A 19,756-nucleotide genomic window follows, 5' to 3' on the forward strand; every position below is an offset into this window, starting at 1 on the left:
GCGTACGCGCGGTGACGTCCGCAGGCCGGCGAGCCGCGCAAACGCGTTGCACCTATGGTCTTCATCATGCGACTGGGTGTCCTCGACGTCGGATCCAACACGGTGCACCTCCTCGTGGTGGACGCGCACCACGGCGCGCACCCGTGGCCGGCGCACTCCGAGAAGGTGGTGCTCCGGCTGGCCGAGCAGATCGGCCCCGACGGCGCGCTGACCGAGGCGGGTGCGGACGGCCTGGTCAAGGCCGTCGGCATGGCCAAGGCGGCGGCCACCGGCCTGGCGGCGGACGACCTGATCGCGTTCGCCACGTCCGCGGTGCGCGACGCCACCAACGCGGCCGAGGTGCTGGCCCGGGTCCGGGACGAGACCGGCGTACAGCTGGTGGTGCTCTCCGGTGCGGACGAGGCGCGGTCGACGTTCCTGGCCGTGCGGCGGTGGTTCGGCTGGTCGGCGGGGCGGTTGCTGGTGCTGGACATCGGCGGTGGCTCGCTGGAGATCGCCGCCGGCATCGACGAGGACCCGGACGTCGCGGTCTCACTGCCGCTCGGGGCCGGTCGGCTGACCCGGGAGCGGCTGCGGGTCGATCCGGGCAGCGCGGCCCCGCCGTCGGCGGAGACCATCGAGAAGCTCCGGGAGTACGTGGACGGGCGGCTGGACAAGATCATCGACCAGATGACCCAGGTGGGCTGGGAGCGGGCGGTCGCGACCTCGAAGACGTTCCGCACCCTGGCCCGGCTGGCCGGGGCCGCGCCCTCCGGTGCCGGGCTCTGGGCACGGCGCAGCCTGACCCGGGCGGGTCTGCGGCAGGTCATCGGGTTCATCCGGCACATCCCACCGGCCCAGCTGATGGAGCTGGAGGGGGTCAGCGCCGGCCGGGCGCACCAGTTGCTGGCCGGCGCCGTGGTCGCCGAGGCGGCGATGCGCCGCCTGGATCTGGGCTCACTGGACATCTGCCCGTGGGCGCTGCGCGAGGGCGTCATCCTCCGTCGACTCGATCAACTTGAACCGATCTGACCGGGCGGCCGGTTTCGGCCCGTTTGCTGGCACTCGTCACGATGGCACCGGCGCTGCCGGGCTACGCTGGCTGACGTGACTTCCCGCGTTCCCGTGCTCCTGTCCAGCTCGTCGGTCTTTCCCGAGCCGACCGCGGCGGCGTTCCAACTGGCCGCGGCGCTCGGCTACGACGGGGTCGAGGTGATGGTCTGGACCGACGTGGTCAGCCAGGACGCGGGCGCGCTGCGCGGCCTGTCGGCGCACTATGGGGTGCCGGTGCTCTCGGTGCACGCGCCCTGCCTGCTGGTGACCCAGCGGGTGTGGAGCCCGGACCCGTGGGAGCGGCTGCGCCGGGCCGCCGAGCTGGCCGAGACGCTGGAGGCGCCGACGGTCGTGGTGCACCCGCCGTTCACCTGGCAGCGCGACTATGCGCGCAACTTCACCGAGGGGCTGGCCACCGTCGCCGACCGGTTCAGCGGGCTGCGGTTCGCCGTGGAGAACATGTACCCGGTGCGGATGGCGGGTCGACAGTTCGTCCCGTACGTGCCGGGGTGGGATCCCACCGAGACCGGCTACCCGTCGTACACCCTGGATCTGTCGCACTGCGCGGCCTCGCACAGCGACCCGCTGGAGATGGCCGACCGGATGGGCGCCGGGCTGGCGCACGTGCACCTCGGTGACGGCACCGGCGAGGGCCGCGACGAGCACCTGGTGCCCGGGCGCGGCACCCAGCCCTGCGGGGAGCTGCTCTCCTCGCTGGCCGGGCGCGGCTTCACCGGGGCGGTGGCGGTGGAGGTCGCCACCCGGGGCGCGAAGAGCCGCGCGGTGCGCGAGGCCGACCTGCGCGCCGCGTTGGAGTTTGCCCGTCAGCACCTGACCGCGCCGTCCCCGGTCGACGCCTGACCCGTCCGCCCGCGACCGGGCGGTGGCGGGGTCAGCTCACCGGCGAGAGCGAGTCGGCGCCCACGGTCGGCTGTGCGGCGACCGTCACCTGCTCACCGACGGCCGCCCGCTTGCGGGCCCGGTGTGCCGCCACGTGCGAGCGGGTGGCACAGCGTTCCGAGCAGAACCGCCGGCAGCAGTTGGACGACGTGTCCAGGTAGACGTTGCCGCACCGCTCGTCGGCGCACACCCCGAACCGGGCACTGCCGTACTCGCAGAGCCAGACCGACAGCCCCCAGACCGCGCCGGCCAGGTATTCCGCGCTCACCGAGGCGCCCCGGCTGGTCACGTGCATGTGCCAGTCGCTGGAGTCGTGCCCAGAGATGCGCGGCTGCACCGGAAACGCCTCGAGCAGCGCGTTCAGCTCGGTCACCGCCTGCCCGTCGCGCCCCGAGGTGCCGTACTCGAAGACGTCGCGCAACCGTTTCTGGGCCCGCCGGAAGATCGCGACGTCCCGGTCCGCGACCTCGTCGCGCATCCAGGCGTTGTCGTCGGGGAAGAGGGCCCGCAGGTCGTCGAGGTCGTCCAGGCGGGCGTTGACCAGGTCAACGCCGGTCCGGGCGTACGCGTCGAAGTTCACGCCCCCAACGGTAGACGACTCACGGGGTGCGCGGCGCGTCGATGTAGTGCGGCAGGAAGCGCGCGTAGCCGTCGGTGATCAGACTTGCGCTCTCCCGCACACCCACGCCGGCCGACTCGCCGTCGACGATCCAGCTCCCCAGCACCACGTGGTTGCCGGCGAACTGCGGCAACGCCCGGAACTCCTGGTAGCACCAGCCCTCGTCGCCGTAGATCCCCGGGTTGGTGATCTCCTGCTCGGCGGTGACGATGCGTACCGAACCGCCCTCCCGGCCGAGCAGCGGCTTGGCCACGTACTCCGTCATGCCGCGCGGCGAGTCGAGGTACGCCGGGAGCAGGTACTCGTGGTCGGGGTAGAGCTCCCACAGGACGGCGAGCAGCGCCTTGTTGGACAGCAGCAGCTTCCAGGCCGGCTCGATCCAGGTGGTCGGGGTGCCCGGGGCCAGGGCCGCCGGCCCGTACGGCTCGGCCAGCATCCACTCCCACGGGTAGAGCTTGAAGCAGGTGGTCACCGGTCGGTCGGCGGCGTCGAGGAAGCGCCGGCCGTCCCAGCCGATCTTCTGGATGGGCTGCAACGCGATGTCCAGGCCGGCCTGTCGGGCGGTCTCGGCCAGGTAGCCGGCGGTCATGTGATCCTCGCCGGACTCCTCCTCGTTCGACCAGAGCACGTGCACCCGGGGGTCGTGCAGCCCGGCCGCGATCTTGGCCCAGGCGCCAACCAGCCGCTCGTGCAGGCTGTTCCACTGGTCCAGCTCCGGCCGGGTCTGCTCCAGCCAGTACCACTGGATGATGCTCGCCTCGACCAGGGCGGTCGGGGTGTCCGCGTTGTACTCCAGCATCTTCGGCGGCCAGGTGCCGTCGTACGCCAGGTCGAAGCGCCCGTAGAGGGTGGGTGGCGTCTCCCGCAGCGACCGGGCCACCGCCTCGGCCGCCCAGTCCGGGATGCCGAACTCGGCGTAGCGGCGCTGTGCCACCACGTGTTCGGCGGCGGCCACCGACATCCGGTGCAGCTCCTCGGTGGCCTCCTCCAGCCGCAGCACCTCGTCGAGGTCGAAGGCGTACGCGCCGGTCTCGTCCCAGTACGACATGATCTCGCCGTCGGGCAGCTCGGTGTCGACGTAGACGAGCCCCTGCTCCCGGATGGTGGTGTCCCAGTCGGGTCGGGGCGTGACCGTCTCGCGGCGCACCTCAGCCGCCGCAGGAGGCGAGGTGGGTGCCGAACCCGCCACGATCGGGCAGGGCGGCAGTGGTCGGCTCGGGGGCGGCACGGCCGGCGGCCGGGTCGGGGACCCGCATCGCCAGCGCGACAGTGTCGCCGCCGCCGACCGGCCCGAGGGCACAGTCGTCGTCATCGTCGTCGTCCGAGGTCATGTTGCAGCCGGAGAGGGCGAGCGCGAGAGCGGTGAGCGCGCCGAGCTGCACGGAGGCCGACCGTAGCCGGCGGCGGGGGCGTGGGTCCACGGCATCGTTGTAGCCGATCGGCGCCACCACCGCCGCCCCGCCCCCACCGAGAGGCGGTCCTCCCCGCCCCTCGGCGGGGCCCCTGGCAGGGGCGATACGCTCGGCTCATGCTCCGTTCCGTCATCCTCGCCGCCTCCCGGTCAACCCAGGTCGAGCGGCTCGTCGCGACCGCCCCGTACACCCGGGACGTCGTTCGCCGGTTCGTCGCCGGCGCCACCACCGACGACGCGTTGCGCGCGACCCGCGGGCTCGTCGACGACGGTCTCGCGGTCACCCTCGACCACCTCGGTGAGGACACCGTCACCCCCGAACAGGCCGTCGCCACCCGCGACGAATACCTGAAGTTGCTGAAGCTGCTCGGTGCCGCCGGGCTCACCCCGGCCGCCGAGGTGAGCGTGAAGCTCTCCGCCCTCGGCCAGATGTTCGACGAGCAGTTGGCGTACGACAACGCCCGGGCGATCTGCACGGCGGCCGACGCGGCGGGCGCCACTGTCACCCTGGACATGGAGGACCACACCACCACCGACTCGACGCTGGAGGTGCTGGGCAAGCTGCGCAAGGACTTCCCGTCGACAGGTGCGGTGCTCCAGGCGTACCTGCGCCGGACCGAGTCGGACTGCCGGGAGCTGTCCTCGGCCGGGTCGCGGGTGCGGCTGTGCAAGGGTGCGTACAAGGAGCCGGAGTCGGTGGCGTACCAGTCGGCTCGTGAGGTCGACAAGTCGTACGTGCGCTGCCTGAACATCCTGATGTCCGGCGACGGCTACCCGATGCTGGCCACCCACGACCCACGGATGATCGCGATCGGCGAGGACCGGGCCCGCTGGTTCGACCGGGGGCCGGAGCGCTTCGAGTTCCAGATGCTCTACGGCATCCGCCCGGAGGAGCAGGCCCGCCTGGCCGCCGAGGGTTACACCGTGCGCACCTACGTCCCGTACGGCGACGAGTGGTACGGCTACCTGATGCGCCGGCTCGCCGAGCGCCCGGCCAACCTGGTCTTCTTCGGCCGTGCCCTGATCTCCAAGAAGTAACAGCTCCGGTTCGGCCGACGGGCCGGCGGTGATCTTCCGGGGTCACCGCCGGCCCGGGGGCGGCCTCGCCCCATCCACCGGGTGGTCGTACCCTTCGGCGGGTGACTGACGGGGTGCAGCAGCCAGCACCACGGCGGCTCTGGCCGCTGTGGACGGTGCTCGTGGTGGTCGTCCTGCTGCTGGGCTGCGGCCTGCCGGCGTTGCTCGTCGCCGGCGTGGTCCGGGAGAACGGCGCCCGGTCCACGATCAGTCGGGCCGGTGCCTCGACGGCTGACGACCCGGCCACCGCGCTGGCCCGAGGGTTGGCCGACCGGATGACCGCCCAGCTCGACCGGCAGTCCACGGCGCTGCTCGGCGGCGACCGCGCTGCTTTTCTCGCCATCGCCGACCCCGCCGCGCACGCCGATCTGCGCCGACGCTTCGCCGCGCTGCGCGAGCTCAAGGTGACCGTCTGGCGGGCCGAGCCGAGTGGCCTGCCCGCGCCGATCGTCGGCAAGCCGGGGGAGTGGCGGCTCCTGGTGCGCTTCCAGTACTGCTTCGTCGCACCGAACTGCCGACCCAGCCCGGTGCTGATCGGCACCCGCTGGCGGGAGTACGGCGACCAGCCCCGGTTGATCGCCCTGGAGGAGTCCAAGTCGGTGGAGACCGGCACCCGACCGTGGGAGGTCAGTGACCTGGTCGTGGCGATCGGCGCGCGGACCATCGTCGCCACCACACCTGCGCTGCGGGGCAAGCTGCCCGGGCTGCTGGCCCAGGCCGAGGCGGCCGCCAGGATCGCCGACGGGTACGTGGTCGCCGGGGCGTCGCCGCCGGACCGCTACCGGATCTTCTACGCCGGCCGTGCCGAGTGGAAGCGCTGGTACGGCGGTGACCGACCACAGTGGACCGGCGGTTACGCGGTGACCGTGGGCGGCGGCCACCACGAGGTGGTGCTCAACGCCGACGGGCTGCCCAGCAGCGGCACCGACGACCTGCTCCGGCACGAGCTGACCCACGCGGCCTCACTGCCGGAGCGCGGCTACCCGGGCAAGACCACCTGGTGGTTGGTGGAAGGGCTGGCCGAGTTCGCCGGCACCGGCGGCCAGGCGGTCGACAGGTACGAGGGGCTCGCCGAGGTGCGCAAACTGGTCAAGGCCAAATGGGACGGTCAGTTGTCCGGCGTCAACCCGGCCGACGACGCGTCCGCCGAGCAGGTCAGCGGCAGCTACGGCGTCGGCTACCTGGCCGTCCGGCACCTCGTCGACAGGTACGGGCCGCAGCGGTTGCTCACCTTCTTCAAGGCCGTGGTGCACGAGCGCAAGACCCTGGAGGTGGCCGCCGAGGAGGCGTTCGGCGAGCAGTGGTCGACGCTGCACGACGAGTGCGTCGCGTACGTGCGCGCCGCCGCCGCCTGACGGGTCCGCGGGTGGTGTGCCGGTCCGCCGTACCATCGATGGGTGCACCGCCCTCAGTCACCTCGGCCGGGCCGCACCATCCGGCCTCGCCTGCTCGTCGCCCTGACCGCCGTCGCCGTCCTGATCACCACCACCGCCGCGTCCTGTGGCGACGAAGACCCCGACCTGGCGCTCGCCTCGGCCGCCCGCAACCAGGTCAGCGAGGTGATCGACGCCCCGGCGACGGTGACCGCCCGGGCCGCCGCCACGCTCACCGCTCCCGCCGACGGCACGCTGGCCAGCCTGCGCGTCCAGCCCGGGCAGCGGGTCAGGCGTGGCCAGGTCCTCGCCGTGGTCGACTCGCCCTCGGCCCAGCAACGGCTGCGGCAGGCGAAGGAGGCGCTGACCGCCGCGAAGCGCGCCGGTCGGGGTGCCTCCACGGGTGACCTGACCAGCAGTCGACGCGGCACCGACAAGGCGGCCGACGAGGCGTTCGACGCCGCCCGCAAGGCCGCCGAGAAGATCGCCGACCCGCAGGTGCGGGACGCTCTGCGGACCCAGGTGACGTCCGCGCAGCGGCAGTACTCCGCCGCCGCGCGCAGCGCCGACCAGGCCGTCCGCGCGGTGCAGCGGGGGATCAACGGGCTGAGCTCCGCCGTCGGCGCGCTGTCCGCCGCGCAACGGCTCCAGGCCCAGCAGGCGTACGACCTGGCGAAGGCGACAGTCGACGCGCTGACCCTGCGCACCCCGATCGCCGGTGTCGTGCAGCCGGGTGGCACCCGGGCCGGCGGTGGCTCGACCGGCGGCCTCGCCGGGCTGTTGGAGCAGGCCGGTGGCGCCCAGGCGGCTGGCATCGACCCGTCCGTGCTGACGCCCGGCCAGGGCGGCCCGCCCGCCGGGGTGGACGACGCGGTCACGGTCGGCGCCCAGGTCACCGCCGGCACACCGGTGCTGACCGTGGTGGACATCGGGCAGTTGGGGCTGCTCGCCGAGGTGGACGAGACCGATGTGCTGCTGGTGCGGGCCGGCGTGACCGCCACCGTCGAGTTGGACGCCGTCAGCGGCGCCAGCTACGACGCGACGGTCCGCTCGGTGGACGTGCTGCCCACCAACTCCGCCCAGGGTGGGGTGAGCTACCGGGTGCGCCTCGCGCTGGGTGCCGGGAAGCTGGCCGAGGGCGAGCCGGCACCGAGCCCCCGGCCGGGCATGAACGCGATCGTGCACCTACGGGTACGCGAGGCCGCCGACGCGGTGACCGTACCCGCCTCGGCGGTGTTCTCCGCCGACGGCCGGGACGCGGTCTGGGTGGTCCGCGACGGCAGGGCCGACCGGGCGGCGGTCACCGTGGGCGTCCAGGGGTCGGATCTGGTGCAGATCCTCAACGGCGTGCAGCCCGGCGACCGGATCGTGGTGCGCGGCACCGACCAGGTGCGCGACGGCCAGGAGGTGCGGTGACCGGCACCCCGCCGGCGATCGAGGCGGTGGAGGTGTCCCGGACGTACCACCTCGACGGGGTGTCCGTCGAGGCGTTGCGCGGGGTGTCGCTGGTCGTGCAACCGGGGGACTACGTGGCACTGGTCGGCCCGTCCGGCTCGGGCAAGTCGACTCTCATGCACCTCCTCGGTGGGTTGGACCGGCCGACCGGTGGCCGGTTGGTGATCGGCGGACGGGACGTCAACACCCTCGCCCCGCCGGACATGGCCGCCCTGCGCAACGAGACGATCGGCTTCGTCTTCCAGGCGTTCCACCTGCTGCCGCGTACCTCGGCCGTGGAGAACGTGGCCCTGCCGCTGGTTTACCGGGGTGTGCCGGCGCGGCAGCGTCGGGCGCGGGCGGCGGCGATGCTCGGCCGCGTCGGCCTCGGGCACCGCCTGGACCACCGGCCCAACCAGATGTCCGGCGGTGAGCAGCAACGGGTGGCGATCGCCCGCGCGCTTGTCACCGAGCCGACGGTGCTGCTGGCCGACGAACCGACCGGCAACCTGGACAGCGTCACCGGCGCGGCGGTGTTGGAGCTGTTGGAGCAGTTGAACGCGGAGTCCGGGGTGGCGCTGGTGATGGTCACCCACGACCAGGAGGTGGCGGCCCGAGCTCAGCGCCGGATCACGATGCGCGACGGGGTGGTCGTCGCGGACAGCGACACCCCTCATGATCGACCGCCGTCCGTCGATCTCGGTCGACCTGCGACACTGGTCTCCGCTCCCAGCGCGGAGCCTCGGTCCGCGTCCGGAAGCGGCCCGGGGCACCCGTCCGGTGGCTCCGGTGGCGCCGCCGGAGCCACCGGGCGCCTTCCGCGCGACGCCGTTCCGCGCGACGCCGTTCCGCGCGACGCCGCTTCGGGTGCGGTCGAGGTCGAGCGGCCGGGAGGCGCGGCGTGAGGGTCGCCGAGGCGTGGCGGGTCGCGCTGGACGCCCTGCGGGCCAACCGGCTGCGCAGCGCGCTGACCATGCTCGGGGTGATCATCGGGGTCGCCTCGGTGGTCCTGCTGGTAGCCATCGGCACCGGCACCAAACAGAAGGTCGAACAGCAGGTCGAGGGCCTCGGCTCCAACCTGTTGCTTGTCGTCCCCGGCCGGATCGAGGTGGGCAACGCGCCGGTGGTCTCACCGCTGACCCTCAAGGACGTCGACGCCGTCAGCCGGGTGGTCGGCGACCCCGACCTGGTGGCGGTCACCGTCGCCTCCGGAGCGACCGCGCGAGCCGGTGCCCGTTCCGACTTCACCACCGTCCAGGGGGTGCTGGAGACCACCCCGACGGTGTTCACGCGGTCGCTGGCCCGGGGCCGCTACCTCACCGGCACCGACGTGGACACCAGCCGGCGGGTGGCGGTGCTCGGCGACTCGGTGGCCCGCACGCTCTTTCCCGACCGGGACCCGCTCGGCCAGCAGGTGACGCTGGCCGGGGTGCGGTTCCGGGTGATCGGCATCTTCGCGCCCCTCGGGCAGAGCCTCGGCGTCGACCGGGACGACGAGGTGCACGTGCCGGTGACCGCCGCGCAGCGGCTCTGGGGCACCCAGCGGGTGGACGGCATCGCCGTGAAGGCTCCGGACCGGGAACGGATCGACGAGCTGGGCGAGCGGATCGTCGCCGAGCTGAACCGCCGGCACCCGGACACCGAGTTCAGCGCGGTCACCCAGCAGCAGATCCTCGGCGTGCTCGGCGACATCCTCGGCATCCTCACCGGTGTGCTGGCGGCCATCGCCGGCATCTCCCTGCTCGTCGGCGGGGTCGGTGTCTCCAACATCATGCTGGTCAGCGTTCGGGAGAGAACCCGGGAGATCGGGCTGCGCAAGGCCGTCGGGGCCCGCCCGCGCGACATCGGCGTGCAGTTCCTGCTGGAGGCGGTGCTGCTCACCACCATCGGTGGGCTGGCCGGGATGGCGCTGGGTGTGGGCTCCGCCCTGCTGATCGACGCGCTGTCGCCGATCCCCGCAGCGATCACCTGGTGGTCGCTGGCGCTCGCCTTCGGCGTGTCCGCGGTGGTGGGCATCGTCTTCGGAGTCGTCCCCGCGCAGCGCGCCGGCCGACTCGACCCGGTGGTCGCGCTCCGCGCCGAGTGAGCGGCGTCGGGAGCAACCGGGCGCCGGTGCGGATCCGGACGGCGGGCGCGGGCCTGGCGATTTCGGGAGCGTGGATCGGGTGAACGGCGAGGAGAAACATGATCAGTTGTACGAAGGGATCGCGCCGGTCACAGCCGTCCCGCTACCGTACTGGTAACACGCGCGTCGCCGCCCGACCCGGAGCATCCGTCGGGTTGGCACGCGCCGGGCATGGGATGGGTTGGTGAGCCATGGCCGGGTCACAGTCCGACGGGCGGCTGTCGGAGGTCAGGTTCCTGACCGTCGCGGAGGTGGCGACGGTGATGCGGGTGTCGAAGATGACTGTCTATCGCCTGGTGCACAGCGGTGAGCTCACCGCCGTCCGGGTCGGCCGGTCGTTCCGGGTGCCCGAGCATGCGGTGCACGAATATCTCCGGGGCGCTTTCCAAGAGACCGCCTGAGCCACCGTTCCGCCCTCCCGGTGCCGCCCTAACCGGCATCGACGGGGGCGCGTTGGTCCGGCTGCGGCCCTGCGGCTACCCTGGAGCCCGACCGAGACCCCACCGGGGCGTCCTGCCGCCCAGACTGGTCCGGTCCGTTGTCCGCAAGCGGTCGCCGTCGCCACCTGCGTGGTGTCATCCGGTCCGCCCCGCACGTTGTATCGAAAGGCTGTCGTATGGGCTCGGTGGTCAAGAAGCGCCGTAAGCGCATGGCTAAGAAGAAGCACCGCAAGCTGCTGCGCAAGACCCGCGTCCAGCGTCGCCGTCTCGGCAAGTGATCGCCGCCGGGCGCTGAGCCCGGCGTCACCTGCCAAACTGTCGACCCCCGGAGGCTCAGGTGATCAGGCCGTGGTCGTCCCGGCTCGGTCCTTCCTGCCAGGGTAGGTGCGTCAGATGACCCCCGGTGGCACCTCAGGTGCCCCGGGGGTCGTCCTCGTCACCGGAGTGAGTCGCTACCTGGGTGCCCACGTGGCGGCCCGACTGGCCGCCGACCCGCGGATCGAACGGGTCATCGGGGTCGACGCACCGGACTCCGGCACCGAGTTCACGGACCTCCTGGACCGGGTCGAACGCATCCGCGTCGACACCGGTTCGCTCGGTGGCCTCCTCGCCGACCTGGACGTCGACGCCGTCGTGCACCTCGCCCTGGTCAGTTCCCCCGACCCGCAGCACGGCGGCCGGTCCGCGATGAAGGACCAGAACGTCATCGGCAGCATGCAGATGCTCGCCGCCTGCCAACGGGCACCCCGGCTGCGCAAGCTCGTGGTCCGTTCGTCGACCGCCGCGTACGGGGTGTCGTTCCGGGATCCGGCGGTCTTCACCGAGGAGACCGAGCCCCGCGAGGTGCCGCGTGGCGGTTTCGGCCGCGACATCCTCGACCTTGAGGGGTACGTCCGTGGGTTCCGGCGCCGCCGGTCCGACGTCACCGCGACGGTGCTGCGCTTCGCACCGTTCATCGGTTCGACCGCCGACACCACGTTGACCCGCTACTTCGCGCAGCCGTTCGTGCCGACCGTCTTCGGCCGCGACCCTCGTCTGCAGTTCCTGCACTTCGACGACGCGTTGGAGGTGCTGCACCGGTCGATCGTGGAGGACCACCCCGGCACCTACAACGTCGCCGGCCCGGGAGTGCTGTCGCTGTCCCAGGCGATCCGGCGGGCCGGCCGGGTCGCCGTGCCGGTGTTGGAGCCGAGTCTCTCCGGGGCCGCCGCGCTGGCCCGCACGATGGGTTTCGGCCGCTACGGCCTGGACCAGGTCGACCTCTTCGTGCACGGCCGGGTGGTCGACACCACCCGACTGGAGCAGGAGTACGACTTCACGCCCCGCTCCACCGCCGAGGCGTTCGAGGACTTCATTCGCGCCCACCACGGTGGGGTGGTGGTCACGCGGGGGCAGTTGGCCGCCGCCGAGCAACTCGTCCTGGACGGCATCCGGCAGATCCGTTCCGCGGTCCGGGAACGGTCATCGTGACCGGGCCGGCGGAGGGGCGCGACCCGCGGGGGGTCGGGCGTTTCGACGTACCGCAGCAGCCGCCCGTGGTGGACGTGGAGCCGGCGCGGCGTAACGGACATCGACCGGCTGCCCAGGTCGCGCCGACGCCGACGCCGACCGACGAGGTCGACACCGCGGCCACCGACGAGCCCGCGGTCGCGGGTGGCCGGGTCGATGCGCCGGGTGGTGGCACCGGGCCGGCGGTGCCGGACCGGCCGGGGGACCACTGGGACCGCAAGGTCGCGAACGGTCTGGCCTTTCTGCGCCGGCGGCTGTCCGGCGACTACGAGGTCGACGAGTTCGGGTTCGACTCGGAGCTGACCGACGCGGTCTTCCACCCCCTGCTGCGGCTGCTCTACCGGGACTGGTTCCGCACCGAGGTCAGCGGCCTCGAGCATGTGCCCGTCGACGGGCCGGCCCTGGTGGTCGGCAACCACTCGGGGACTGTGGCGCTGGACGCGTTGATCCTCTCGGCGGCGTTGCACGACAAGCACCCCGCGCACCGGTATCTTCGGCTGCTCGGCGCCGACCTGGTCTTCCGGATGCCGGTGGTGTCCGAGATCGCCCGCAAGACCGGCGGCACGGTGGCCTGCAACCCGGACGCCGAGCGGCTGCTCGGCCGCGGCGACCTCGTCGGGGTGTTCCCCGAGGGTTTCAAGGGCATCGGCAAGCTCTACGCCGACAGGTACAAGCTGCAACGGTTCGGGCGGGGCGGCTTCGTCTCGGCGGCACTGCGCACCGGCACCCCGATCGTGCCGGTCGCGATTGTCGGCGGCGAGGAGATCTACCCGATGCTCGCCGACATCAAGCCCCTGGCGCGGCTGCTCAAGCTGCCCTACTTCCCGGTCACGCCGACCTTCCCGTGGCTCGGGCCGCTGGGGATGGTGCCGCTGCCCAGCAAGTGGCTCATCGAGTTCTGTCCGCCGATCCCCACCACGCACCTGACCGACTCGGCGGACGACCCGCTGGTGGTCTTCAACCTCGCCGACCAGGTGCGGGAGACGATCCAGCAGACCGTGCACACGCTGTTGGAGCGACGGCCCGACCCGTTCGGCCCGTAACGCGTCGTAGGGCGTGTGTCACACGCCCTAGCCGGCGCGGCGGCGGCGCTGTAGTGCCAGCCCGGCGGTGACCGCGCCGACGACCAGCCCGGCCGCCGCCGTGGACGGTACGGCGATCTTGACCGCCCGCCGGCCGGTGCGGAAGTCCCGTACCTCCCAGCCGTGCTGACGGGCCTGCCGCAGCAGGGTGCCGTCCGGGTTGACCGCCACGGCCCGGCCCACGGCGGAGAGCAGCGGCAGGTCGTTTGCCGAGTCGCTGTAGGCCGCGCAGCGGGCCAGGTCGAGCCCTTCCACCGCGGCGAGCTGGGTGACCGCCTCGGCCTTCGCCGGCCCGTGCATCAGCTCACCCACCAACCGCCCGGTGTACGCCCCGTCCACGACCTCGGCCACCGTGCCGATGGCACCGGTCAGGCCGAGTCGGGTGGCGATCACCCGGCCGATCTCCACCGGGGCGGCGCTGACCAGCCACACCCGCTGACCGGCGGCCAGGTGCCGTTGGGCGAGTTGGTGGGTGCCGGCCCAGATCCGGGGAGCCATCATCTCGTCGAAGATCTCCTCCGCGAGGCGCTCCACGTCGTCGACCCGCCAACCCTCGACGAAGGCCAGCGCGGCCTCCTTGGCCAGGGACATGTCACCGGCGTGCTCCCGGGCCAACAGCCGGAACCGGAGCTGCTGCCAGGCGAACCGGGCCAGGTCGGTCGTGGTGAAGTAGTTGCGGGAGGCGAGCCCACGGGCGAACCAGTAGATCGACGCGCCCTGCATCATCGTGTTGTCCACGTCGAAGAAGGCCGCGGCGGTCGGGTCCGGAGCGGGGGCGACGGCCGGGGCCAGGTCGGTCTCCGCCCAGCCCGCGGTGTGTCCCGCGGCGTCGGTGCTGACCGTCACCTTACGGCTGCGCGCCACGCGACTCCCTTCCTCACCGGTACGACGGATGCCTCCAGCGAGGGTAGCCGCCGCGCACGGTCGACCGGCCGAGCACAGCGTGAACTGCGGCGCGGCCGGTCGGAGGTGCGGTATAGGGGGCGTACCGTCAGCGAGCCCCGGGGCAGGTGTTCGGGTCGGGGCCGAGGGTGTCGCTGGCGGTCGGGACCGGCAGACCGCAGGCGATCGCCGCGCGCAGCGCGTCCGAGCGTTCCCGGATGTTGTCCAGCAGGCGCAGGGACCGCTGGGTGCGTTCCCGGTCGAGGCGGCTGCTCCCGTCGAGCAGACCGCTCACCGCCCGACGTTGGCCGGTGACGAACGCGTTGAGCGTGTCCAGGCTGCCCGGCTCTGCCCGCTCGGCCGCGGCGGTGGTCAGCAGGCGGACACCCTGCCGGGTGTCGGCGTCCATGTCGTCGAGGACGGCGCTGTAGCCGATCCGGTCGCCGCGCAGCTCGGCGGCCTCGCCCAGTCTGGTCCGGGCGAAGTCCAGGAAGAGCTGACCGCGGCTGATGTCGGAGCTGGCCAGGGCGAGTTGCGCCCGTTCGGTCGAGCGCTTCATGCCGTACAGCGCGTCGCCGGGCACCGCGTTCTCGCTGGCGGTGGAGATGCCGGAGACGGCGATGGCGCCGGCGGCGATGCCGACCAGGATCGCACCCCGGGCTCGGGCCCGCCGGGCGGTGACCGCCGGCAGCAGCCACCCACGGGCGGTCGTGGCCGGCTCGGTGGCCGCCGGTGTGGTGCCCAGCCCCTCCCGTTCGGCGGTGGCGAGCAGCATCGCCCGCAGGCCGGTACGGAAGTCCTGGTCCACCTCGACGGTCGGGGGGTCGGTGCTGAGTCGTTGGCCCACCGCGACGACGGGCGCGAGTTGCGCGTCCATCCGGGATCGCACGTGGTGTCGCCGAGCGCCGTTGGCCTCGTCGAGAAGCTGCGCGAAGCGCTCGGCGCGCCGGCGGGAGAAGAGGATGTCGTCCACCGCAGGCACCTCTCTCTCGCTGGTCACGGCCGGTCGGCCGCCGTCGTTGCCGACGACCGGGCGGCAGTGTGACACCACGGAGGTGAGGTGCCGCCGGCCTGCCGGTCGGACCTCGGTGACCCGGCCCTGCCGGGACAACCACCGGTCGCACCCGGAGAAACGCGGCGGACCTGGCACGGGTTACGGGCCGGGCGGAGCGGAAATTACACAAAGTGATCGTCATCACCGGGCGGGACCGACTCTGAGCTGCACGGACGTCGATCGACGTCCATCGGTCCCGCCGCCGCGAACTACGGCTGGAAGCCGTCGGGCAGGAGCCGGGCCAGGGCACGAACGGCCCGGTACTGGAGGGCCTTGATGGCACCCTCGTTCTTGCCCATCGCACGGGCCGTCTCGGCGACCGAGAAGCCCTGGAGGAAGCGGAGCACGATGCACTCCTGCTGCTCCGGGTTGAGCTGTTTCACGGCGGTGAGCAGCGCGACGTTGGTGATGTGCTCCACCACGGCAGCCTCCGGGCTGCCCTCCGGGCCCCGGTCCTCCCGATCGGCGTCGAGCACGTCACCGGTGGTGACCTCCAGCCGGTACCGGCCCGACTTGAAGTGGTCCGCGACCAGGTTGCGGGCGATCGTCACCAGCCAGGCGCCCAGGTCACGGCCCTGCCAGGTGAAGCTGCCGATCCGCTTGAGCGCGCGCAGGAAGGTGTCCGAGGTGAGGTCCTCGGCGAGTTGGCGGTTGCCGACCCGGAAGTAGATGAACCGGAACACGGTGTCCACGTACCGGTCGTAGATCAGACCGAACGCCTCGGACTCACCGGCCTGGGCGCGCTCGATCAGCGTCCAGACCTCGGTGGCCGGGTCGGACGGGTCCGGGCGGCTCGGAAAGCCGGTCGGGGTGGTGGCGGTGGTGGCCGGCACGGCCGGGATCACCGCCGTCTCGCCCGCCGCCGGGTCGGTGGTCACCGTCGGCGTCTCGCTGACCCGGCGACCCTGCGCGGGCATTGTCGGTCGGGCCGGAACGGCGACCCGGCCGCCGGTTGGTCGCGCGTTCCCGCCGGGCACCGCGGGCCGCGGCGGTGGCTCGTTGTGATGTGGCCGGCTGCGGATCCGTTGCGCCGCGCCGTCGCCGCGTGCAGCGGCGCCGGGTGGTTCGTCCATCGGGGGGCGGGCCGTCGGTCGCTCGTTGACGTGGGAGCGTGCCGGTTGACCGGTCAGGCCTGCCGGGCGTTCCGCGTAACCGAAAGTGGTCACCGGGTTGCCCCCGTCCCGTGGGTCGCCGGACGGGCCGGTCTGTGTCGTGTCGGGGCGGACCGACCGGGAAGCCGGTCGGGCAGGACGGTCGCGGGGCTTGCCGACGGGCGGCAAATCCCCTGGAGGTGCTGGTCCAATGCGCTAACAGGCACGGGGGCCTCCTCGGGCTGAGGGGTGTCGACTCACGGCAAATGGGGTGAGCCGACCCGAGTGATGATAGGGCCAACGTCACCCGCGCGTGGCAAGTCCGTTACACAAGGCGGAAGTATTCCCGCTCCGTCGCACCACCGGCGGACCGGTTGTCCGTCGTGTGCGTTTGACTTTCCGTTGACCGGCTGTTCCTGGATGGATGCCCAGGTCGGGCCCCCTCGCCCGTTCGGTTGACCCTATCGCCTCGGGTGGCGCGCGGGCGTGGCTGAAACGCCCGCGGACGGCGCCGCGCATCCCATCGGCGGGACTTGATCGGCTCGTCAGTGGCACATCGGACCGTCCCGTACACGGGACGGTCCGATGTGCCACCGCACCCGGGTTCGCACCGTCGGTCGTGGCCGGTCGCCGCCCGCCGTGCCAGACTCGATCACCGTGCCGGCCGAGTCGGCGGTACCGGGTGTGCGGCACCCGCGAACCGGCGAGACTGTGCGGGCGTACGCGACGGCGGCGCCGGTGCGACAGGTGACGCTGCCGGTGATCGCCGACACCCTGACGGAGGTACCGATGTCCACTGACGCCCGGCTCGCCCTGATCACCCGACCCGGCTGCCACCTCTGCGACGACGCCAAGACGGCACTCGACCGGGTGGTGGCGGTCACCGGTGACAAGTGGGTCGAGTGGGACGTCACCGGCGACGAGGGTCTGGAGCGGGAGTACGGAGACCGGCTGCCGGTGGTGCTGCTCGACGGCAAGGAGCACGGCTACTGGCGGGTCGAGGAGGACCGGCTGCTGCGGGACCTGACCACGCCGCAGCTCTGAGCGGTGCCTAGGGTGCGGTGATGGACACCGCGCACCCCCACCTCGTGTGGGACTGGAACGGCACCCTGCTCAACGACCTCAGCCTGGTGGTGTCCGCCACCAACGTCGTGTTCACGAGCCTCGGTGGGCCGACGGTCACCCTCGACGAGCACCGGGTGCGGTTCCGCCGGCCGGTCGCCGAGTACTACGCCGAGGTGCTCGGGCAGGCCGTGGACGACGACGAGTTCGGCCGACTGGACCGGATCTTCCACGAGGCGTACCGCACCGGGTTGACCACCTGTGAGCTGGCCGCCGACGCACGCGCCGCGATGGCGGCCTGGCCGGGCAACCAGAGTCTGCTCTCCATGTGGTTCCACGAGGAGTTGGTGCCGACCGTGCGGACGTACGGGCTGACCGGCCACTTCACCCGGGTCGACGGGCTGCGGGCCGCGGTCGGCGGCGACCGCAAGGCCGAGTCGCTCAAACTGCACCTGGCCGAACTGGGCGTGGACGGCACCTCGGTGGTGCTGATCGGCGACTCCATCGACGACGCGGACGCGGCGCTCGCGGTGGGCGGCCGGGCCGTGCTCTACACCGGCGGGTTCACCGACCCGGGCCGGCTGCGCGCCTCCGGTCACCCGGTGGCCGATACCCTCACCGACGCGGTGGCCCTGGCCCGGGAGGTCAGTTCCGCAGATAGGTGAGGACGGCCAGCACCCGCCGGTGCTGCTCGGTGTCCGGCGGAAGGGTGAGCTTGGTGAAGATGTTGCGCACGTGCTTCTCCACCGCGCCGTCGCTGACCACCAGGGCGCGGGCGATGGCGGTGTTCGAGCGGCCCTCGGCCATCAGCGCGAGCACCTCACGCTCGCGCGGGGTCAGCTCCCGCAGGGGGTCGTCGCGGCGGCGTCGGGCGAAGAGCTGACCCACCACCTCCGGGTCGAGCACCGTGCCGCCGGCCGCCACCCGGCGCAGCGCGTCCAGGAACTCGTCGATCGCGGCCACCCGGTCCTTGAGCAGGTAGCCGATGCCGCCGCCGGCACCGCCGGTGGCCAGCAGATCATCGGCGTACGAGACCTCGACGTACTGGGAGAGCACCAGGATCGGGGTACGCGGCACCAGTCGCCGCGCCTCCACCGCCGCCCGCAGCCCCTCGTCGGTGTGCGACGGGGGCATCCGGACGTCGACGATCGACACGTCCGGTTGGTGCTCCACCACCGCCCTGACGAGCGCGTCGCCGTCCCCGACGGCGGCCACCACCTGGTGCCCACTCTCGGTCAGCAGCCGGACCAGCCCCTCCCGGAGCAGGACGGCGTCATCGGCGATCACGATCCGCATGGCTGTGTTGTCTACCACGTCCGGGCCGCCTCGGGGGCGCCGCGGAGTGCCGGACCGCTCACAGCGGTAGCTCCGCGCGGATCTCGGTGGGGCCACCGGCCGGGCTGACCACCATCAGCTCACCGCCGGCGGCCCGCACCCGGTCGGCGATGCCGGCCAGCCCGTGGCCCTTGGCCAGGTGCGCGCCGCCCTGCCCGTCGTCGCCCACCCCCACCTGAAGGTGGGTGCCCTGCCGGGTCACCGTCACCACGGCCTCGGTCGCCCGGCTGTGCTTGGCGACGTTCGTCAGCGCTTCGGACACCACGAAGTACGCGGTGTTCTCCACCGCCGGGTCGAGCCGCCCCGCCGGGGTGCCCAGCTGCGGGTCCACCTGGAGCTCGATCGGGATCAGCCCGCGCCCGGCGATCGCGGCCAGGGCGCTGGGCAGGCCCCGGTCGACGAGGATCGGCGGGGCGATCCCCCGGGACAGGGCCCGCAGCTCGGCGAGCGTGTCCCGGGTCTGGGTGACCGCCTCGTCGATGGTCTGGCCGGCGGCCTCCGGGTCGGAGGCGAGCTGTATCCGAGCCCGACTGAGGTCCATCGCCAGGCGGACCAGGCGCTGCTGGGGGCCGTCGTGGATGTCGCGTTCCAACCGGCGTAGTGCGGACGCCTCGGCCGAGACGGCGGCCCGCTTCTGCTCCTCCAGCACCGTGATCCGATCGCGCATCTCGGCCACCCCGGTCAGCATGGCCTTGGCGAAGCTGGCCTGCAGCAGCGCGCAACCCCGCACCACGATCGGCAGCGTGATCAGGAAGAACACCCCGAGTGCGGTGTTCAGGCCGATCCGGGCGGTGGTCGAGTCGCCCAGGCCGAGCAGCTGCGCCAGGTCCTGGTCCTCGCCGGTCGGTCGGGGCAGCGCCCAGTCGTACACCCAGTAGAGCGAGCCGGCGATCGCGGCGGCCCACCAGATCACGGTCACCAGGAAGGTGGCCGCCGCCGCGATCAGCCGCAGGATGCCGTGCGCCAGATCGAGCCAGGACTGGGCATCCCGCATCGGCACGAAGATCCGCCGCCAGGTGTTCGCGCCCGGCTCGGGCAGCCGGTAGTGCGGTCGGATCCGGGGCTGCCGGAGCACGGCCGGCAGCCGCAGCCGCTCGATGTCGGCCAGCCCGCGGGCGGCGTACAGGGTGCCGCTGAGGATCGGCAGGCCGATCACCGTGACCACCAGGCCGAGGCCGACCGCGAAACCGGCCACGAGGACGACGAAGCTGGCCACCGCCAGGGGCAGCCCGAGCAGCACGTACCCGGAGTCGACGAAGAGTTGGCGGGGGATGCTCGGTGCCAGCATCTGTTGGTCGCTGGTGGCGGCAACGGCGGTCATGGGAAGAGG

21 protein-coding genes are annotated in these 19,756 nt (G+C 72.7%); 13 read left to right on the forward strand and 8 right to left on the reverse strand.

Going from position 1 to position 19,756, the window contains the following annotated elements; genetic code table 11:
- The first annotated feature begins 66 nt into the window (after positions 1–66).
- Both AB0B57_RS12510 and AB0B57_RS12515 read left to right on the forward strand, forming a co-directional pair.
- Entirely contained in the window at positions 67–1,011 is a 945-nt protein-coding gene (locus AB0B57_RS12510) for a Ppx/GppA phosphatase family protein (protein WP_357068299.1), read from the forward strand.
- A gap of 75 nt (positions 1,012–1,086) precedes the next feature.
- Positions 1,087–1,893 carry a sugar phosphate isomerase/epimerase gene (locus AB0B57_RS12515; protein ID WP_357068301.1) on the forward strand — a complete coding sequence of 269 codons (807 nt, stop codon included), beginning with the start codon at positions 1,087–1,089 and terminating at the stop codon, positions 1,891–1,893.
- A 31-nt stretch (positions 1,894–1,924) separates the two neighbouring features.
- Here the strand turns inward: AB0B57_RS12515 and AB0B57_RS12520 are convergent, their stop codons facing one another.
- Genes AB0B57_RS12520 through AB0B57_RS12530 form a run of 3 tightly spaced genes read right to left on the reverse strand, consistent with a single transcriptional unit; the run spans position 1,925 to position 3,972 of the window.
- Positions 1,925–2,512: a CGNR zinc finger domain-containing protein gene (locus tag AB0B57_RS12520; protein ID WP_357068303.1), complete on the reverse strand. Its 588-nt coding sequence runs from the start codon at positions 2,510–2,512 to the stop codon at positions 1,925–1,927.
- Positions 2,513–2,531: 19 nt separating this feature from the next.
- Positions 2,532–3,698 (reverse strand): glutathionylspermidine synthase family protein, encoded by a 1,167-nt coding sequence (locus tag AB0B57_RS12525; protein ID WP_357068305.1) that lies wholly within the window; start codon positions 3,696–3,698, stop codon positions 2,532–2,534.
- A gap of 1 nt (position 3,699) precedes the next feature.
- Positions 3,700–3,972, reverse strand: a complete 273-nt coding sequence (locus AB0B57_RS12530; protein WP_357068307.1) for a hypothetical protein — start codon at positions 3,970–3,972, stop codon at positions 3,700–3,702.
- Between the two features lie 107 nt (positions 3,973–4,079).
- Here AB0B57_RS12530 and AB0B57_RS12535 point away from each other — a divergent pair, with 107 nt between their 5' ends.
- The 9 genes from AB0B57_RS12535 (at position 4,080) to AB0B57_RS12575 (ending at position 12,963) form a co-directional block, all read left to right on the forward strand.
- Positions 4,080–5,000 (forward strand): proline dehydrogenase family protein, encoded by a 921-nt coding sequence (locus AB0B57_RS12535; protein WP_357068309.1) that lies wholly within the window; start codon positions 4,080–4,082, stop codon positions 4,998–5,000.
- Between the two features lie 101 nt (positions 5,001–5,101).
- On the forward strand, positions 5,102–6,394 hold the full coding sequence (locus AB0B57_RS12540; protein WP_357068311.1) for a hypothetical protein: 1,293 nt from the start codon (positions 5,102–5,104) through the stop codon (positions 6,392–6,394).
- A gap of 42 nt (positions 6,395–6,436) precedes the next feature.
- Positions 6,437–7,828 (forward strand): efflux RND transporter periplasmic adaptor subunit, encoded by a 1,392-nt coding sequence (locus AB0B57_RS12545; RefSeq protein ID WP_357068313.1) that lies wholly within the window; start codon positions 6,437–6,439, stop codon positions 7,826–7,828.
- Entirely contained in the window at positions 7,825–8,751 is a 927-nt protein-coding gene (locus AB0B57_RS12550) for an ABC transporter ATP-binding protein (protein ID WP_357068315.1), read from the forward strand. The genes AB0B57_RS12545 and AB0B57_RS12550 overlap by 4 nt, the downstream gene beginning before the upstream one ends.
- Positions 8,748–9,932: an ABC transporter permease gene (locus AB0B57_RS12555; protein WP_357068317.1), complete on the forward strand. Its 1,185-nt coding sequence runs from the start codon at positions 8,748–8,750 to the stop codon at positions 9,930–9,932. The genes AB0B57_RS12550 and AB0B57_RS12555 overlap by 4 nt, the downstream gene beginning before the upstream one ends.
- A 230-nt stretch (positions 9,933–10,162) precedes the next feature.
- Positions 10,163–10,372, forward strand: coding sequence for a helix-turn-helix domain-containing protein (locus AB0B57_RS12560; RefSeq protein ID WP_110563213.1), 210 nt, complete (start codon positions 10,163–10,165; stop codon positions 10,370–10,372).
- A 215-nt stretch (positions 10,373–10,587) separates the two neighbouring features.
- Positions 10,588–10,689 carry an AURKAIP1/COX24 domain-containing protein gene (locus AB0B57_RS12565; protein WP_007465623.1) on the forward strand — a complete coding sequence of 34 codons (102 nt, stop codon included), beginning with the start codon at positions 10,588–10,590 and terminating at the stop codon, positions 10,687–10,689.
- Between the two features lie 115 nt (positions 10,690–10,804).
- The gene (locus AB0B57_RS12570) at positions 10,805–11,881 is read left to right on the forward strand and encodes an NAD-dependent epimerase/dehydratase family protein (RefSeq protein WP_357068319.1); all 1,077 of its coding nucleotides are present in this window, start codon (positions 10,805–10,807) and stop codon (positions 11,879–11,881) included.
- A 224-nt stretch (positions 11,882–12,105) separates the two neighbouring features.
- On the forward strand, positions 12,106–12,963 hold the full coding sequence (locus tag AB0B57_RS12575; RefSeq protein ID WP_357068453.1) for a lysophospholipid acyltransferase family protein: 858 nt from the start codon (positions 12,106–12,108) through the stop codon (positions 12,961–12,963).
- A 27-nt stretch (positions 12,964–12,990) separates the two neighbouring features.
- Here AB0B57_RS12575 and AB0B57_RS12580 read toward each other — a convergent pair whose 3' ends face one another.
- From AB0B57_RS12580 to AB0B57_RS12590, 3 genes are all read right to left on the reverse strand, one after another.
- The gene (locus AB0B57_RS12580; protein WP_357068321.1) at positions 12,991–13,866 is read right to left on the reverse strand and encodes an HAD-IB family hydrolase; all 876 of its coding nucleotides are present in this window, start codon (positions 13,864–13,866) and stop codon (positions 12,991–12,993) included.
- Positions 13,867–13,993: 127 nt separating this feature from the next.
- On the reverse strand, positions 13,994–14,866 hold the full coding sequence (locus AB0B57_RS12585) for a DUF5667 domain-containing protein (RefSeq protein WP_357068455.1): 873 nt from the start codon (positions 14,864–14,866) through the stop codon (positions 13,994–13,996).
- Positions 14,867–15,147: 281 nt separating this feature from the next.
- On the reverse strand, positions 15,148–16,104 hold the full coding sequence (locus tag AB0B57_RS12590; protein ID WP_357068323.1) for an ECF subfamily RNA polymerase sigma factor, BldN family: 957 nt from the start codon (positions 16,102–16,104) through the stop codon (positions 15,148–15,150).
- 714 nt (positions 16,105–16,818) lie between these two features.
- On the opposite strand from AB0B57_RS12590, the gene AB0B57_RS12595 reads away from it, so the two are divergent.
- Together AB0B57_RS12595 and AB0B57_RS12600 are read left to right on the forward strand one after the other, a co-directional pair.
- Positions 16,819–17,073: a glutaredoxin family protein gene (locus tag AB0B57_RS12595; RefSeq protein ID WP_357068457.1), complete on the forward strand. Its 255-nt coding sequence runs from the start codon at positions 16,819–16,821 to the stop codon at positions 17,071–17,073.
- A gap of 20 nt (positions 17,074–17,093) precedes the next feature.
- Positions 17,094–17,756 (forward strand): HAD hydrolase-like protein, encoded by a 663-nt coding sequence (locus AB0B57_RS12600; RefSeq protein WP_357068325.1) that lies wholly within the window; start codon positions 17,094–17,096, stop codon positions 17,754–17,756.
- Here AB0B57_RS12600 and AB0B57_RS12605 read toward each other — a convergent pair.
- Both AB0B57_RS12605 and AB0B57_RS12610 read right to left on the reverse strand, forming a co-directional pair.
- The gene (locus AB0B57_RS12605) at positions 17,737–18,387 is read right to left on the reverse strand and encodes a response regulator transcription factor (protein ID WP_357068327.1); all 651 of its coding nucleotides are present in this window, start codon (positions 18,385–18,387) and stop codon (positions 17,737–17,739) included. The two genes, AB0B57_RS12600 and AB0B57_RS12605, sit on opposite strands and share 20 nt — an antisense overlap.
- Before the next feature lie 58 nt (positions 18,388–18,445).
- Entirely contained in the window at positions 18,446–19,747 is a 1,302-nt protein-coding gene (locus tag AB0B57_RS12610; protein ID WP_357068329.1) for a sensor domain-containing protein, read from the reverse strand.
- Positions 19,748–19,756: the final 9 nt, after the last annotated feature.

Origin of the sequence: Micromonospora sp. NPDC049101 (assembly GCF_040648675.1) — a bacterium.
GTDB lineage: Bacteria > Actinomycetota > Actinomycetes > Mycobacteriales > Micromonosporaceae > Micromonospora.

What these genes read in the sequence shown, in the direction of transcription:
- AB0B57_RS12565 (WP_007465623.1), top strand. Translation starts at nt 10,588, where the DNA reads ATGGGCTCGGTGGTCAAGAAGCGCCGTAAGCGCATGGCTAAGAAGAAG.
- AB0B57_RS12510 (WP_357068299.1), top strand. Translation starts at nt 67, where the DNA reads ATGCGACTGGGTGTCCTCGACGTCGGATCCAACACGGTGCACCTCCTC.
- AB0B57_RS12570 (WP_357068319.1), top strand. Translation starts at nt 10,805, where the DNA reads ATGACCCCCGGTGGCACCTCAGGTGCCCCGGGGGTCGTCCTCGTCACC.
- AB0B57_RS12610 (WP_357068329.1), bottom strand. Translation starts at nt 19,747, where the DNA reads ATGACCGCCGTTGCCGCCACCAGCGACCAACAGATGCTGGCACCGAGC.
- AB0B57_RS12560 (WP_110563213.1), top strand. Translation starts at nt 10,163, where the DNA reads ATGGCCGGGTCACAGTCCGACGGGCGGCTGTCGGAGGTCAGGTTCCTG.
- AB0B57_RS12600 (WP_357068325.1), top strand. Translation starts at nt 17,094, where the DNA reads ATGGACACCGCGCACCCCCACCTCGTGTGGGACTGGAACGGCACCCTG.
- AB0B57_RS12535 (WP_357068309.1), top strand. Translation starts at nt 4,080, where the DNA reads ATGCTCCGTTCCGTCATCCTCGCCGCCTCCCGGTCAACCCAGGTCGAG.
- AB0B57_RS12595 (WP_357068457.1), top strand. Translation starts at nt 16,819, where the DNA reads ATGTCCACTGACGCCCGGCTCGCCCTGATCACCCGACCCGGCTGCCAC.
- AB0B57_RS12605 (WP_357068327.1), bottom strand. Translation starts at nt 18,387, where the DNA reads ATGCGGATCGTGATCGCCGATGACGCCGTCCTGCTCCGGGAGGGGCTG.